Below are 15,232 nucleotides of genomic sequence, written 5' to 3'. Positions count from 1 at the left end.
CCCTAACGGTCGCCCTCGGTCGGCTCGACGTCGCCGCAGGTCTCGGTGCCTCCGGTCACAGCTTCGCCGGGTTCGGGGACGTCGTTGGCCGGTTCGCCGAGGCCCAGTTCGGCGTCGGCCTCGGCTTCGAACTCCGCGTCCTCCGCGGAGAGCTCTCCGTCCTCTTCGGACGGCCCTTCGAGCTCTTCGAGCTCCTCGACGGCTTCCAGCGCCTCTTCGGGGTCGACGTCGTCGGCGTCCTGGAAGGCTTCGTTGTCTTCGAGCGCTTCGGGCGGCGGCGCGGGTGGCTCGTGCTCGCCCGCGAAGAACGCGACGAACGAACCCGGGATGACGATCCAGCAGAACGCGACGACCGAGGCCACCCCGACCGGGACGCTCACCGGGTCGAACGGGCCGTCGCCCAGCCGTCCACCGGCCAGGGAGCCCAGCACGACGCAGCCGAGCGCGACGACGGCACCGGCGACCGCGACCGCGCGGATGCGCTGCGCCGGGTCGGGGTCGGCCTTGCGCAGCGACCAGCCGGCCAGCGCACCGGCCGCCGCGGGCAGCACCAGCAGCGCCGGCCACCAGGCCGCGTGGTGCTCGGGCAGGCCGCCGAGCAGCGGGACGGCGGGCACGGCCCCGCCGTGGTAGCCGAACATGCCGACGGTGAGCGGCCCGATCGAGAACCCGGGCCCGGTGACGAAGGACAGCGCGGCCGTCACGGCGTTCGGCAGGTACAGCAGCGAGAGCAGGAAGAGGCCGGAGCTGGTGCCGAGCCCGGGTTCGTAGGTGCCGGCCACCGTCGGCCACGACACCGCGGTCGCGACGGTGAACACCGCGGCCCCGCAGGCCACCAGGACGGCCAGGCTCAGCGCGCCGGTGCGCAGCGCGCGCAGCGCGAGCGGGTCGAGGCGGTCCGAGACGACGTCGGGCAGCCCGCACGCCCGGGTGGTGCCCGCGGCCGCGGCGGAGGCGGCGAGCAGGCCGGGCACGGCGAAGGCGGCGACCGGGTTCGCCGTCACCGGCGAGCCCTGCGCGCAGAGCGCGATGACCAGCCCGAACACCGCGTGCGCGCCGGCGATCGTGACCAGCACCGGCACGCCTTCGCGGAACGAGCGGCAGCCGAGGCGGCGGGCGGCGCCGGACGCCGTCCGGGCGGCCAGCGCGACCACGCCGAGCGTCGGCAGCAGGGGCAGCACGCCGAGCGGGTGGCCGGCGATGTCGAGGCGCACCTGGTGCGCGGCGAGCCAGCCGGGGCCCGCGGCCAGCAGCACCCCGGTGCCGGAGAAGGCGGCGCGGCCGGCGGTGAGGGCGACCAGGACCAGCACGGTCGCGACGGCGGTGTAGCCGGTGACCAGCGGACCGAGGGCCGCGGCGGCCAGCACGCGCACCGGGGACACCCGGGCGGGTGCGGGTGCGCCCACCTCGTCACCCGGCGGGTGGGGTTCGTCGGTGAGCACGTCCATGATCCGCACCCTGACATCCGGGCTGCTCCGTCCGGGTGAGCCACGCCGCCGCCCGGCCACCGAGCTCACCCGGTCGGGTCTCCCCGGACGCAGAACACCCGCTGTGACACGGGGTGTCACAGCGGGTGTTCCGGGTGTCCGGGGACGGCGTCAGTTCGTCTTGCCGAAGCCACCGGGCGGCGTGCCCGGGTTCTCCGGCGGCGGCTGCTGGAAGAACTGGCCCTGCTGCGGGGCGTACGTCGTGGCCTGCTGGCCCGGCGGCGGGGTGGTCGACGGCGGGTTCGGCGAGCCGTACTGGCCCGGCTGCGAGAACGGCGCCGACGGCTCACCGGTCGGGGCGATCGGCCCCGGCCCGTGGCCCGGCTGGCCGAACTGCTGGCCCTGCTGCCCCTGCTGACCGAACTGCTGACCCGGCTGGCCGTACTGGCCGCCGTAGGACGGCGCGGCGGGCTTCGGCGACGGCGGCTTGACGACGTCGTGGGCGATCAGCAGCGCACCGACCGCGGCGAGCATCTGCAGGATGCCCAGGATCAGGATGACGGTGACGATGCCCGGCGAAGTCTGCATGCCGACGAGGGTGTCCAGCACCTCGAGCGCGCCGAGGACGCTGAACAGCGCCGCGAACGGCAGCGTCTTCGGGCCCTTGGGCAGCGCGGTCATCGCGGCGAGCAGGCCGCCGCCGAGGAGGAACGTTCCGCCGAGGCCGACTTCGCCGTTGTCGGAGAAGCCGAGGAAGTACTGCACGAGGCCGAGGCCGGCGACGACCAGGGCGAGCAGCAGCGGCAGGTTCTGCGGCAGGCCCGCACCTGAAGAGGACGCCTGGTGCGAATGCGGCGGCTGCTGCGCCGGGAAGCCACTGGACGGCGGTCCGGGGGGCTGCTGGCCGCCACCCTGCTGGGGGTAGCCGGGCCCACCGCTGGGGAAGGTCATCGGATGCACTCCTGTCGGTTCGACCGGCACCCCGGGCGCGCACGGGCACCCGGGGAAAGACGAGGCGGCTTGTGTGCGCAGAACGCTAGCGCACTTCGCGGCCACCAGCCCACCAGACGTGTGAATACCTCGCCCGGTTTCATGCCGGAACGAGGGAGAGCCGGGCACCCGTTCGGGTGCCCGGCTCTACCAGGAGTTACTTCCCGGGCTCAGCCCAGGTTGTTGTACAGCTCACGCGCGAGGACGGCGGTCTCGCTCGGGGTCTTGCCGACCTTGACGCCGGCGGCCTCGAGGGCCTCCTTCTTCGCGGCGGCCGTGCCGGAGGAGCCCGACACGATGGCGCCCGCGTGGCCCATGGTCTTGCCCTCGGGCGCGGTGAAGCCCGCGACGTAGCCGACGACCGGCTTGGTCACGTTCTCCTTGATGTAGGCCGCGGCGCGCTCTTCGGCGTCGCCGCCGATCTCGCCGATCATCACGATGACCTTGGTCTCGGGGTCGGCCTCGAACGCCTCGAGGGCGTCGATGTGCGTGGTGCCGATGATCGGGTCACCGCCGATGCCGACCGCGGTCGAGAAACCGATGTCCCGCAGCTCGTACATCATCTGGTAGGTCAGCGTGCCGGACTTCGACACGAGGCCGATCGGGCCCGCGCCGGAGATGTCGGCCGGGATGATGCCGGCGTTCGACTTGCCCGGGCTGATCACGCCGGGGCAGTTCGGGCCGACGATCCGGGTGGTGTTGCCCTTGGCGACGGCGTGCGCCCAGAAGTAGGCCGAGTCGTGCACCGGGATGCCCTCGGTGATCACCACGGCGAGCGGGATCTCGGCGTCGATCGCCTCGATGACCGCGTCCTTGGCGAACTTCGGCGGCACGAAGATGACCGACACGTCGGCGCCGGTCTCCTTGATCGCCTCTTCGACGGTGCCGAAGACCTTGAGGTCCTTGCCCTCGATGGTGACGGTCTGGCCGGCCTTGCGGGCGTTGACGCCGCCCACGATGTTCGTGCCGGACTTCAGCATCTTGGTGGCGTGCTTCATGCCCTCGGAGCCGGTGAGCCCCTGGACGATGACCTTGCTGTTCTCGTTCAGGAAGATCGACATCTCACGCACCTGCCGCGGCGAGCTCGGCAGCCTTGTCGGCCGCGTTGTCCATTGTGTCCACCACGGTGACCAGCGGGTGGTTCGCGTCGGCCAGGATCTGGCGACCCTCGACGACGTTGTTGCCGTCCAGGCGGACGACCAGCGGCTTGGTGGCCTCGTCGCCCAGGATCTTCAGGGCCTCGACGATGCCGTTCGCCACCGCGTCGCAGGCGGTGATGCCGCCGAAGACGTTGACGAAGACGCTCTTCACGTCGGTGTCGTTGAGGATGACGTCCAGCCCGGCCGCCATCACCTCGGCCGACGCGCCGCCGCCGATGTCGAGGAAGTTCGCCGGCTTCACGCCGCCGTGCTTCTCGCCCGCGTACGCCACGACGTCCAAAGTGGACATGACCAGGCCCGCACCGTTGCCGATGATGCCGACCTGGCCGTCGAGCTTGACGTAGTTGAGGTTCTTGGCCTTGGCCTTCGCCTCGAGCGGGTTCTCCGCTTCCTTGTCCACCAGGGCCTCGTGGCCCGGCTGGCGGAAGTCCGCGTTCTCGTCGAGGGTGACCTTGCCGTCGAGGGCGATGATCTTGTCCTGCGGGTCGCGGACCAGCGGGTTGACCTCGACCAGGGTGGCGTCCTCGGAGACGAAGGTCTCCCAGAGCTTCACCACGACGTCGGCGGCTTCGTCGATGATGTCGGCCGGGAAGTGGCCGGCCTTCAGGATCTCGAGCGCCTTCGCCTTGTCGACCCCGGCGATCGCGTCGACCGGGATCTTCGCGAGCGCGTCCGGGCGCTCGACCGCGAGCTGCTCGATCTCCATGCCGCCCTCGGAGGACGCCATCGCCAGGAACGTGCGGTTCGCGCGGTCCAGCAGGAAGGAGAAGTAGTACTCGGACGCGATGTCCGAGGCTTCGGCCACCAGCACGCGACGCGTGATGTGGCCCTTGATGTCGAGGCCGAGGATGGCTTCCGCCTTCTCCTTCGCCTCGTCCGGCGTCTGGGCCAGCTTGACGCCGCCCGCCTTGCCACGGCCGCCGACCTTCACCTGCGCCTTGACGACGACCTGGTTGCCGATCTGCTCCGCGGCGGTCTTGGCTTCTTCGGGGGTGCTAGCCACCGAGCCCGGCAGAACCGGTACTCCGTGGGCGGCGAAGAGATCCCTCGCCTGGTACTCGTAGAGGTCCACTACTCCAGTCTCCTGACGACACGCCACTGTGGTGGTCCGCATGACCGGACCGCGCTGTCGGACCAGTCGAGGTTAGCGACCTGCGCAGACGCAGGGGACTCCGCACCTGGTGAAGTCGGTCACCGTGTGCGGTCAGACGGTGCTTCACCGGTGTGAGACCGCCCACCGCGCAACCATTCCACGACTTTTCCGGGGTCCCCGGCCGGCCCGGCGCCGAAGACGCGAACGCCGTTCAACGCCGCGGCGAGCCCGGGCGGCGGCCCCTCGCCGAGCACGCCGACGGCGTCGGGATCCTCCTGTTCGGCCGTGCTCCGGAGCTGCTCGACCGTGTCCAGCGGGCCGGCGTGGACGACTTCCATGCCTTCGTCACGCAGGACGCGGGCCAGCGCGACGGCGGCCGGATCGGGCCTGGCGAACTCCACGAGCAGCACCCGGAGGCGCTCACGCCCCACGGCGTCCTCCGAGACCGGCGGCCATGCCGGCGGCGAGCAGCAGCGCGGCCGTGGCGGCGAGGGCGACCCAGAACCCGGTGGCCGGGCTGGCGCCGCCCAGCGAGCCGCCGACGAGCGGCAGCTCGGCCGCGTGCAGCGCGGTGAGCAGAGCGGCGCCGGTGAGCAGGGCGGCCGCGGGTTTCGGCCGGGAGCGCGTCGCGAGCGCGGCGGCGCCGACGACAACCACGGCGGCGGTCAGCAGGCCCCACGACGGAGTGTCGAGGTGCGACCACAAGCCGGCGGCGACGTAGCCCGGGACGGCGAAGACGGGCAGCCCGAACGCGGCGACGGCCAGGATCGCGCCGGCCGCGACGGGCGCGAGGAGGTTGCCGTGGGCTGTGCCCTCACCCGCGTCCTCGCGTTCGACGACCCCGGTACCGGCGGCGGCGAGCGCGGCCAGCGCGGCGAGCACGAGCGCGGCGAACGTCCAGGCGGCACCGGCGCCGAGGTCGTAGGTGAAGACGGGGGCGGCCGCACCCCCGAAGCCGGCGAGGTTGCCGGCCTGGGTGGCGGTCAGCGCGGTGTTGAGGACGGCCGTGCCGGCCAGGACGATCCCGGCCCAGGCCACCCCGAGCACCGGCCGCGCGACGGCGGCGGTCTTCGGGACGAGCACGAGTGCGGCGGGAACGGCGAGCACGACCGCGGCGACGAGCAGGAACCAGCGGGCGGGACTGTCGGCGGCGGCGCTGACGGGTGCACTCGCGCCCGGGTTCAGCGCGGTGACGGCGACCTGCGGGGCGAACGCGCCGATGAGCGCGGCGAGCGCGGTGGCGAGGCCGAGCAGGCCGGTGGTGAGCCGCCACCAGAAGAGACCGGGGAGTTCGGCGTTGCCGGTTTCGGCCTTTTTGGTGCTTTCGGTGAGCCGCGTCCCCGCGAGGCCGCCGATGCTCGCCGCCGCGACCAGCGTGAGCGACGGTCCCCAGGTGACGTGCAGATCGTCCCGGAAGAGCCCGGCGAGAACGGGCGGCGCGGCGACGGCGAAGGCGGCGGCAGCCAGCCCGGCGAGAGCACCGCGGGCGACGTACTCGGCCGGAGCGGCGAGGGCGAGCACGGCGGCGAGCGGCAGGGCGGCGGCGAGGAGGAGGTACCCGCCGAGCGCGGGCCAGGGGCCTTCGAAGGCGGCGCGGGCGAGCAGGAAGCCGTTGTCGGAGTGGACGGGAGCGGTGAGCAGCCCGGCCCCGGCGACGACGGCGAGCAGCGGGACGAGCAGCCGCCACCGCCGCCGTTCGGGTTCGTCGTGGTTCCGGAGCGCCCGCCAGGCGACGACGCCGGCGGCCCCGGTCAGCAGGTGCCCGGCGACGAGCAGCCAGAACCCGCCGCCGACGGCGGAGCTGCCGAGGAACCGGTCGGGGAGGTAGAGCTCGGGCCGGATGGTGAGCGGGCCGTTGACGGCGAACTGCAGGTCGAGAACCAGCCGCCCGGGGGCGAGCGCGGCCAGGCCGAGCACGACCCCACCGCCGAGCCCGGGCTTCCCGGCCAGCGCCAGCCAGACGGCGGCGGCCACGGGGGCGAGGGCGAGCAGGGCGAGGAAGGGCCAGCTGGAGAACCCGGGCCCGGCGGCGGGCGAGACGGGAACGAAGGCGGCGACGACGAGAGCGGCGGCCCCGAGGGCGGCCAGGGTGAGGGCGGCTTTCAGGGCGGTGGAGGGGTGGGTTTCGTCGGCCCAGGGGTCGGTGGATTCGGTGGGCCCGGCGGCGGGGGTGGGCTCGGTGGGGTTGGCGGGCCCGGCGGGGCGGGCGGGCCCAGCGGCGGCGGTGGGACCGGTGGGGGTGGTGCGCCCGGTCGATTCGGTGGGCCCGGCGGGGGTGGTTCGGGGGTTACCGGTGGTGCGCCGGGTGGTGGGGGGCGGTTCGGCGGGATTGCCGGTTTGGCCCGCTCGGCTGGTGGTGGTGCTGCGGCGGCTGGACTTGGCGGAGCTGCGCGGGGATGCGGCGGAATTTTCGGGCACACCAACTACACGGCCCGCGGCGGGCACCGGGCTCGTCGGCGGGTCGGATTCGGCGGATTTTCCGGTCGCGCCGGAGTCGCCTCCGGCGGTGGGCGCCGGTTGTGTCGGCGCGTCGGATTCGGCGGCAGGCTCGGTGCCGCCCGCAGCGCTTTCGGGCGTCCCTTCCACGTCACTCGCAGCCGGCACCGGATGGGTGGGTGCGTCTGAAGGGGGCTCGCCCGGGGCCGCTCTGTCCTTGCCTCGCGCCTGGGGTTCCTGGCGGGGGCCGGGGCTGCTTTCGGTGGGGGGCTCTGCGCGTGGGGGCATCTTGCCCGCGACGCTAGCAAGCTCGGGCCACTCGGGAGCCCTCGGCGGGCGTGAGTCGTCGGAAGCGCTTCAACTCCTCTCCGCAATCCGTTATTCCGGCCCATTCGGGTCCATGGGCGCCCGCGGGGCCTTCCGGAGGCCTCGTTGGGCCCTTCGGCCGATCTTCACCATCCGTTCAGCCTGTAAGGCAAGTCACACCGAACGCCGTAAACCCCCTCTAACTTTGGGTGATTTCCACAGGTGAGCGCGGTGCCGGTTCCACCCGAACGGCCGACTGCGAGGGCACGCCTTGCCGACAGCGGTACCCCTTCGTTACTGTCCCGGGGTCCCCATTACAGTCAGGTCACGAAGTAGGACGCCGAGCAAACCACCCCCGAGGTTGGCTCACCGGGTTCCCCCGCCCGCAGTCCTCGACCCGGCTCCCCGACGATGGAAGGCCCTGTCTTGGCTTCACACCGCTCCCCCGGCGGCCAAGCTCCTTCCCCGGCATTGAAGGACGCACTGGAAGGTGCGGTCGTTCGTGTCCGGGGTGCGCACCGCATCGCCCCGCCCTCTTCGGCCCTTCGCGGCCGTGTCGTGGTTGCCGCTGTTGCGGCTGGTGCGTTCGCCGCCGCCGCTGCGGGCTCGACCCTCAAGACAGTCACCGACTCCAACACCGCCGTCACGCCGCTGGCCAACAGCCAGGACGCCAGCGCTTCGCTGACCGCGGGAGGTGCGGGCTCCGGGGGCGCCCCGGAACTCCTGCCGGCCGGCCACACCGTCGACGCCTCCGCCGAGGCCGCCAAGCTCGCCGACAGCGCCTCCATCACGCAGGCCCGCGAGCAGCGCGAAGCCGACGCCGCCAAGAAGGCCGCCGAAGAAGCTTCCCGCCCCAAGACCTGCCTGCCCGCGCACGGCACCTTCACCTCGGGCTTCGGTGCCCGGTGGGGCACGAGCCACCTCGGCATCGACATCGCCAACGCCATCGGCACCCCGATCTACGCCGCCTCGGACGGCACCGTGATCGAGGCCGGCCCCGCCAGCGGTTTCGGCCTCTGGGTGCGGGTCCAGCTCGACGACGGCACGATCCAGGTCTACGGCCACATGAACAGCTTCTCCGTCAAGGAGGGCCAGAAGGTCAAGTGCGGCCAGCAGATCGCCGAGATCGGCAACCGCGGCCAGAGCACCGGCCCGCACCTGCACTTCGAGGTCTGGCAGAACGGCACCAAGAAGATCGACCCGCGGCCCTGGCTGGCCCAGCGCGGCATCGTCCTCTGATCCGTTCGCTCCCCTCGGGGAAGCTCGCACCACCAGCGGAAACCCGGCCGTCGAGCGACCACTCGCTCCGGCCGGGACGCGACCGGCAGCCACCGACGGCACAGGGCGCTGACAACCCGCGCTCCGCCGAGGCGCTCGTGCGCTGAAACCGGTCACAAGATCAAGGTTGGCCACTGACGGCCAAACACAAACGCCCGGATCGGGTATGCCTCGGCACCCCGGCAACGGCGACGGTGACCGGACAGCCTCGACATCGAGCGCCTCCGGCAAGGTCACCCCACCGCGAAAGCCGGCCGCGCGGAAGATCTCCTGAGCCACAAGCGCCAAGAGCCACGCCGACACCCGCCGGACGACCGAGACCACTCCCAAGCCGGGAAGAACCGGCCACAGGCGCCTCAGCGCCCGCAATGGCCTATCGCTGTCCACCCGGTAACCGCCGGATGAAGTAGGCCACCGCGACCTGCCACACCGTGCACAGCTCCGCCGGCCGCCGGACCGGCAGCCAACCCCAGGGCACCGCTCCCCCGGCGCCCCCCGCGGAGCGGACACGCGCGGCACTCCGGGCCCTCGTCGTCCAGCGGCGTCCCCGGCCGCAGGTGACACAGCGCCCGTCCGCGCCGAGCTCGTGCTGCCTGAGCAGCGCTCGCCAAGCGGCGGCCAGCCGGCACGCCTCCGCTCCCGCACGCGAAGGAACTCCTGAAGCCCCCGCAGGTTCCCGACCCCGATCCGGAACCGTCTGCCCCAGGACTCCTCGCAGGTATTTCTGTACCCCTTCGGCCAACAGCCCAAACAGCACCGCGTCCACACCACACTACCCCCTCCATCGAACCTTTGTTCGATCACGGGGTCAGTTGTACCGGGCGGGTACGACGATTCCGGCGGCGATCGGGGAGATCGCCGCCGGATTCACTCGGACGGGTTGCGCGAGAGTTAGAGCTTCACCATCGGGACGCTGCCGATGAGCATCAGGCGGACCTTGCCGGCCTGGCCGAAGTCGATCGTGGCCGTCGCGCGCGGGCCGACGCCGTCGCACGAGATCACCGTGCCGAGGCCGTACTTGTCGTGGCTGACGCGGTCGCCGACGTCGAGCTTCAGCGCCACCGTGTCCTTCCAGCCCTTGCCGAACGACGGCGTGCCCGACGAAGACGGCGACGAAGACCGCCGCCCGCCCCAGGTGGTCGCCGCCCGCGGGGTGCCGCGCGAACCGGAACCGAACGAGCCGAAGCCGCTGCTGGAGGGCTCCAGGCGCCGCCAGTCGACCAGATCCGGCGGCAGCTCGTCGAGGAACCGCGAAGCCGGGTTCATCGACGGCTGGCCCCACGCCGAGCGCGTGATCGCGCGCGAGACGTACAACCGCTTGCGCGCCCGCGTGATCGCGACGTACGCGAGCCGCCGCTCCTCCGCCAGTTCCGTCGGGTCGCCCAGCGCCCGCATGTGCGGGAAGACGCCGTCCTCCCAGCCGGTGCAGAACACCACCGGGTACTCCAGGCCCTTCGCGGTGTGCACGGTCATCAGCGTGACCACGCCCGCGCCGCCGTCGCCTTCCTCGCCGCCGTCGGGCGACGGCACCGAGTCGGCGTCCGCGACCAGCGAAACGCGCTCGAGGAACGCCGGCAGCGAGCCCGGCGCCGGGACGCCCTCCTCCACCACCAGCTCGGCGTTCTCGTCCGCGACGACCTCGGCGGTGATCTCGGTGAACTCCCGCGCGACCGTGACGAGCTCGTCCAGGTTCTCCACGCGCGTGTGGTCCTGCGGGTCCTCCGACTCCTCGAGCTCGACGCGGTAGCCGGTCTTGTCCAGCACGGCTTCCAGGACGTCGTGCACCTCGGCGCCGTCCGAAACCAGCGTCCCCAGCTCGTCGAGCAGCGCCACGAACCCGCCGATCGCCTTGACCGAGCGCGGGTTCAGCAGCGGCACCTTGCCCTCGACGGCGTCCCGCAGCGCCTGCGCGAAGGAGATCCGCTCGCGCTCGGCGTGCGTCGCCACGACGGCTTCGGCGCGGTCGCCGATGCCGCGCTTGGGCACGTTCAGCACGCGCCGCAGGCTGACGGTGTCTTCGGGGTTCGCCAGCACCCGCAGGTACGCGATCATGTCGCGGACCTCGCGGCGCTCGTAGAACCGCACGCCGCCGACGACCTTGTACGGCAGGCCGAGCCGGATGAAGATCTCTTCGAAGACCCGGGACTGGTTGTTGGTGCGGTAGAAGACGGCGACGTCGGAGTAGTCCGCTTCGCCCTTCTCCGCCAGCGCGTCGATTTCGCCCGCGACGAACGCGGCTTCGTCGTGGTCGTTGTCCGCGACGTAGCCGACGATCTTCTCGCCGTCGCCCGAATCCGTCCACAGCCGCTTCGCCCGGCGATTCGGGTTGCGTTCGATGACGGCGTTGGCCGCGGACAGGATCGTCTGCGTGGAGCGGTAGTTCTGCTCCAGCAGGATGGTGTGCGCGTTCGGGAAGTCCCGCTCGAACTCCTCGATGTTGCGGATCGTCGCGCCGCGGAAGGCGTAGATCGACTGGTCCGCGTCACCGACCACGACCAGCTCGGCCGGCTCGACGCCCGCCTCGTTCGGCGCGGTCCCGGCCAGCTCGCGGACCAGGGTGTACTGCGCGTGGTTGGTGTCCTGGTACTCGTCGACCAGCACGTGGCGGAAGCGCCGCCGGTAGTACTCGGCGACGTCCGGGAACGCCTGCAGCAGCGAGACCGTGCGCATGATGAGGTCGTCGAAGTCGAAGGCGTTGGCCTGGTTGAGCCGCCGCTGGTACTCGCCGTAGACCTCGGCGACGCGGCGCTCGAGGTCGTTGCCCGCGTTCGCCGCCGCGGTCTCCGGGTCGGTGAGCTCGTTCTTCAGGTTCGAGATGTGCACGGCGAGCGTGCGGGCGGCGTAGCGCTTCGGGTCGATGTCGAGGTCCCGCGCCACGAGGGTGATCAGCCGCTTGGTGTCGTCCGAGTCGTAGATGGAGAAGCTCGACGACATGTCCAGGGTTTTGGCCTCACGGCGCAGGATCCGCACGCACATCGAGTGGAAGGTCGACACCCACATCGCGTTCGCGCGGCGGCCGACGAGCGCGGCGACGCGCTCGCGCATCTCGGCGGCGGCCTTGTTGGTGAACGTGATCGCCATGATTTCGCCGGGGTGCACCCGGCGCTGCCCGAGCAGGTAGGCGATCCGGCGGGTCAGCACCCGGGTCTTGCCCGATCCCGCGCCCGCCACCACCAGCAGCGGGCCACCGGCGTGGGTGACGGCTTCGCGCTGGGCGGGGTTGAGGTCGTCGAGCAGCTCGGCCTGCCCGCCGGCGGCGGGCTTGCGCACAGGGGTCGCGGCGGGGAGATCGAAGAGGGTGTCCATCGTGGGTCCACGCTACCCCGGGTGGGCAGGAGTGCGGCACAGCGTGCCGACGCGGAGAGGGTGTGCCCGCGCGTACCCGCGTCCGCGCGGGCACACCGCCTCCCGCAACGCGGCTACGACGCCGGGCGTAGCCGGAGGTGTCGCCTGCCGTCCGACGCGGCGGCACCCCGGCGCGCGGAGCATCGGCGGACATGGAAGACACCCACCCCGCCCGCATCCGGGCCGCCGACGCCGATCGCGAACGCGTCGCCACCGCCGTCCAGCACGCCGGTTCCGAAGGCCGGCTCACCCTCGAAGAGGTCGAAGAGCGCCTCACCCGCGTCTACGCCGCGCGGTTCACCGACGAACTCGCCGCGCTCACCACCGACCTGCCGCGCCCGGCGCCGCCGCGGCCCGGCTTCCCGCTCACCCGTGACGCCCTGCGGCGGCACCCCGCGCTGCGGCTCCACCTCGCCGTCGTGGTGGCGATCGCGGCGGTCGTGCTCGTCCGCTGGGTCGTGCTGGGCGCCGGCTTCTTCTGGCCCGCCTTCCCGATGTTCTGGCTCGCGGTGAGCTTCTTGGTTCATGCTCGGGTGCGCGCGTTCCGGGAGCGGCCCGGCGCCGCTGTGCCATACTGAGCGTGTGCGGCACCACGCAGAGCGATTTTTTTACGGGATCCGGACTCCGGCTCCCGTGATCGCGTAGTGCCCGAACCGCCATCACGCCAGCCCCGGAGTCCACGGACCCGGGGCTGTCGCCGTCCCTGGGGCCGGGTCCGGGCTTCGAGGAAGAGGTCCCGATGAACGCACACGCCACGAACGCCGACGGCCAGCCCGCCGAGCACACCCCCGCCGGAGACGACATCGCGTCGCTCCGCGAGGAGATCGACTGGCTGGACAAGGAGATCCTGCGGCTGGTCAAACGCCGGATCGAGGTGTCCAAGACGATCGGGGCCGCGCGGATGGCCGCCGGCGGCACGCGCATCGTCTACAACCGCGAGATGGACGTGCTGGCGCGCTACCGCGAGCTCGGCCCGGAAGGCCGCCAGCTCGCCATGGCCTTGCTGAACCTGGGCCGCGGGCGGCTCGGCCGGTAACGGTTGCGGCGAATTCGGGGACTTCCCCGAGGCACCGGCGACCCCGGTGCGGGCAGACTGAGGTCATGGACTGGCTCGTGAACCTCATCGCCGTCATCGTCGCGCTCGCGAGCGTGCTGGCCGCGCTGGGCCATGTGGGGTATTTGGCACTGCTCAACAACGCGGCGGGTAAGCGGGCCGGGGGCGCTCCGGTCGCGCAGTACGTCAAGAGCAGGTGGGCCATTGCCGGCGGTACCACCGCGGCTTCGCTGTTCGCCTGGTTGCTCACGGCCGGCGGACCGGGACTCGACATCGCCGCGATCGTCGTCGCGGCCGGTAGCGGTGTGGTGGCGACGAAGGCGCTGCAATCCACCCGGGACCGTTACCGCACGGGAGGCTGAAACTCCTGATCAGGGCCGATGGCGCTGCGTGAAACTTCGCAGCGTCACCATCGCCCGTTCGGTCGCGCCCGACCGAGTGAAACCTCTGCAACTTGCAGGTTTGGGGGCGACTTTCTCCGCCGGATGCTCCTAGGGTTGACGTCGTGAGGACCCTTGCGTCTGGGTCGGGCGATGCCCGGGGGACGCGCGGGGGCATCGGCCCCGCGCGCCTGCCGTCGCGTGCGCGTGCATTTGCGCAGTACGACGAACGGGATTCCGCGCGTGAGGGTGCTCCGATCGGGTCGTCCCGCCGCCGGATGGCGTCAGGACCGCACCACCGGGTGGTCGAGCCCACATGAGCCAAGGCACGGAGTTCCACGGGCGCGCCGCGGCGCCCGCGCATCCCGGGCGGCACCGGCGCGGCGGCGCGGAGAGCTGGACGCCACCACTGCCGCCGCACCGCCCGGTGCGGCACCACGCGGCCGGGGCCGCACCGGAGCCCGGCTCGTGGCAGCACGGAGCCACCGGCGGGGCGTACGCCGTGCCACCCCGGATCCCCGCCGGAGCACCGGATGGCGGCCACCTCCCCCGCCCGCACCCCGCCGAGCAGGCCACGCCCGGTTTCTCGGGCCGGCTGACCGGGCCGGAGGTGGGCGATTGCCCTTTTCGGGAGCCGACCACCGAGCCGGATCCGCCCGTCTCCGGGTTGCTTCCGCTGCCGCAGCCGCGTGATCCACGGCCCGCCACGGTGCTCTTCCCGGCGGCGCACGGCAGTCTCCCGCTCGGCACCTTCGGTGACGCCGGGGACAGCGACCCGGACGAGGAACCCGTTGCCGAAAGCCACGCCGAGCAGGTGGCCCGGCGCACCCGGGTGTCGCTGGCCGCCCCCGCGCCGCGGTGTGTGGACCTCGATGACGACGACGTCCGCATCTACTCCGCCCCGCCCATCGACGGCCTCGGTGGCTTCACCATCGGGTCCGTGCCCGCGTCGGTGACGCCGCCGAAGACCTGGCGCAAGGCCGCCTGGTTCGCCACCGGTGCGTCCGGGGCCGTGGTCGTCGGGCTCCTGTGCGCCGGTTCCTTCCTCGTCGGGAAGCCGCCGATGGACCAGGCCGTGCAGGGCTCCTGGCCCGGCTACCAGGGCGTGCCGACCATCGGCGACCCGACCGGCGAGCACCGGCCGCCCACGCAGGGCGGCTCCGCGCCCGGGCTCCAGACCCCGTCCCCGACCGACCACGCCGCCGGGAAGCCGCAGGGCGGCGGTGCCGGGCCGGTCGACGGCGCGGCTCCCCCGCCCGTCGGCGACACCGCGGGACCCGACCCGGCGACGACCGGACCGGCCGCTCCGAGCGCGACGCCGCGGAAGCCGGCGGTCACGCCCGCCCAGCGCGAGACCCCCGTCAAACCGCCGTGGTGGTACTCCTTCCCGCCGGACGCCCAGACCATGGGGGACAACTCGGAGAAGTTCTTCAACACCGTCACCACCGACCCGGCCGCGGCGTCGTCGGTGACCACCGGCAGCCTGCACGACCAGGGGCCGCAGGCGCTGGCCGACCGGTACGCCGGCATCGCCTACTTCGAGGTCAAGAAGGTCAGCATCGACCAGCAGCGCGGCGTCACGGTCAACACCGTCGAAGTCACCCACACCGACGGGACCAAGACGATCGAGCAGCGGACGCTGACCTTCGGCGACGGCGACAAGATCACCGCTGACGGTCAGTAGCCGATCCTGCACGTGCGGTTCGCCCGTTCTGATGCACGTGCGGTGCGCCGAGCGGTTATGCCTGGTCCGGGTGGGTGAC

12 protein-coding genes are annotated in these 15,232 nt (G+C 72.5%); 5 read left to right on the top strand and 7 right to left on the bottom strand.

Annotation, left to right across the window (positions count from 1 at the left end; all coding sequences use genetic code 11):
• Positions 1-2: 2 nt before the first annotated feature.
• The 6 genes from ACWEGE_RS38060 to ACWEGE_RS38035 form a co-directional block, all read right to left on the bottom strand.
• Positions 3-1,457 carry a cell division protein PerM gene (locus ACWEGE_RS38060; RefSeq protein WP_449665325.1) on the bottom strand — a complete coding sequence of 485 codons (1,455 nt, stop codon included), beginning with the start codon at positions 1,455-1,457 and terminating at the stop codon, positions 3-5.
• A 141-nt stretch (positions 1,458-1,598) separates the two neighbouring features.
• Positions 1,599-2,378, bottom strand: a complete 780-nt coding sequence (locus ACWEGE_RS38055; protein ID WP_449665324.1) for a DUF5336 domain-containing protein — start codon at positions 2,376-2,378, stop codon at positions 1,599-1,601.
• A gap of 209 nt (positions 2,379-2,587) precedes the next feature.
• Positions 2,588-3,478, bottom strand: a complete 891-nt coding sequence (gene sucD / locus ACWEGE_RS38050) for a succinate--CoA ligase subunit alpha (RefSeq protein WP_449665323.1) — start codon at positions 3,476-3,478, stop codon at positions 2,588-2,590.
• A gap of 1 nt (position 3,479) precedes the next feature.
• Entirely contained in the window at positions 3,480-4,649 is a 1,170-nt protein-coding gene (gene sucC, locus ACWEGE_RS38045; RefSeq protein WP_449665322.1) for an ADP-forming succinate--CoA ligase subunit beta, read from the bottom strand.
• A gap of 119 nt (positions 4,650-4,768) precedes the next feature.
• Positions 4,769-5,101, bottom strand: coding sequence for a hypothetical protein (locus ACWEGE_RS38040; RefSeq protein ID WP_449665321.1), 333 nt, complete (start codon positions 5,099-5,101; stop codon positions 4,769-4,771).
• Positions 5,091-7,115 (bottom strand): hypothetical protein, encoded by a 2,025-nt coding sequence (locus ACWEGE_RS38035; RefSeq protein ID WP_449665320.1) that lies wholly within the window; start codon positions 7,113-7,115, stop codon positions 5,091-5,093. The genes ACWEGE_RS38040 and ACWEGE_RS38035 overlap by 11 nt, the downstream gene beginning before the upstream one ends.
• An 855-nt stretch (positions 7,116-7,970) precedes the next feature.
• Here ACWEGE_RS38035 and ACWEGE_RS38030 point away from each other — a divergent pair.
• Positions 7,971-8,651 (top strand): M23 family metallopeptidase, encoded by a 681-nt coding sequence (locus tag ACWEGE_RS38030; protein ID WP_449665319.1) that lies wholly within the window; start codon positions 7,971-7,973, stop codon positions 8,649-8,651.
• Between the two features lie 930 nt (positions 8,652-9,581).
• Here ACWEGE_RS38030 and pcrA read toward each other — a convergent pair.
• Complete coding sequence (gene pcrA / locus ACWEGE_RS38025) at positions 9,582-11,996, bottom strand: DNA helicase PcrA (RefSeq protein WP_310967540.1); 2,415 nt, start codon at positions 11,994-11,996, stop codon at positions 9,582-9,584.
• Positions 11,997-12,187: 191 nt separating this feature from the next.
• On the opposite strand from pcrA, the gene ACWEGE_RS38020 reads away from it, so the two are divergent.
• From ACWEGE_RS38020 to ACWEGE_RS38005, 4 genes are all read left to right on the top strand, one after another.
• Positions 12,188-12,613: a DUF1707 SHOCT-like domain-containing protein gene (locus ACWEGE_RS38020; RefSeq protein WP_449665318.1), complete on the top strand. Its 426-nt coding sequence runs from the start codon at positions 12,188-12,190 to the stop codon at positions 12,611-12,613.
• A 161-nt stretch (positions 12,614-12,774) separates the two neighbouring features.
• Positions 12,775-13,071, top strand: a complete 297-nt coding sequence (locus tag ACWEGE_RS38015) for a chorismate mutase (RefSeq protein WP_449665317.1) — start codon at positions 12,775-12,777, stop codon at positions 13,069-13,071.
• Positions 13,072-13,136: 65 nt separating this feature from the next.
• Positions 13,137-13,451, top strand: coding sequence for a hypothetical protein (locus ACWEGE_RS38010; protein WP_449665316.1), 315 nt, complete (start codon positions 13,137-13,139; stop codon positions 13,449-13,451).
• Positions 13,452-13,785: 334 nt separating this feature from the next.
• Positions 13,786-15,153, top strand: coding sequence for a hypothetical protein (locus tag ACWEGE_RS38005; RefSeq protein WP_449665315.1), 1,368 nt, complete (start codon positions 13,786-13,788; stop codon positions 15,151-15,153).
• The last annotated feature ends 79 nt before the right edge of the window (positions 15,154-15,232 follow it).

This window comes from Amycolatopsis sp. NPDC004747 (assembly GCF_053601335.1).
The sequence above is the reverse complement of the archived record's forward strand: the minus strand, read 5'-3'. Positions and strand labels throughout refer to the sequence as shown.

Coding starts and splice junctions, on each gene's coding strand:
- ACWEGE_RS38005 (WP_449665315.1), top strand. CDS start 13,786: ATGAGCCAAGGCACGGAGTTCCACGGGCGCGCCGCGGCGCCCGCGCAT.
- ACWEGE_RS38020 (WP_449665318.1), top strand. CDS start 12,188: ATGGAAGACACCCACCCCGCCCGCATCCGGGCCGCCGACGCCGATCGC.
- sucD (WP_449665323.1), bottom strand. CDS start 3,478: ATGTCGATCTTCCTGAACGAGAACAGCAAGGTCATCGTCCAGGGGCTC.
- ACWEGE_RS38015 (WP_449665317.1), top strand. CDS start 12,775: ATGAACGCACACGCCACGAACGCCGACGGCCAGCCCGCCGAGCACACC.
- pcrA (WP_310967540.1), bottom strand. CDS start 11,996: ATGGACACCCTCTTCGATCTCCCCGCCGCGACCCCTGTGCGCAAGCCC.
- ACWEGE_RS38010 (WP_449665316.1), top strand. CDS start 13,137: ATGGACTGGCTCGTGAACCTCATCGCCGTCATCGTCGCGCTCGCGAGC.
- ACWEGE_RS38055 (WP_449665324.1), bottom strand. CDS start 2,378: ATGACCTTCCCCAGCGGTGGGCCCGGCTACCCCCAGCAGGGTGGCGGC.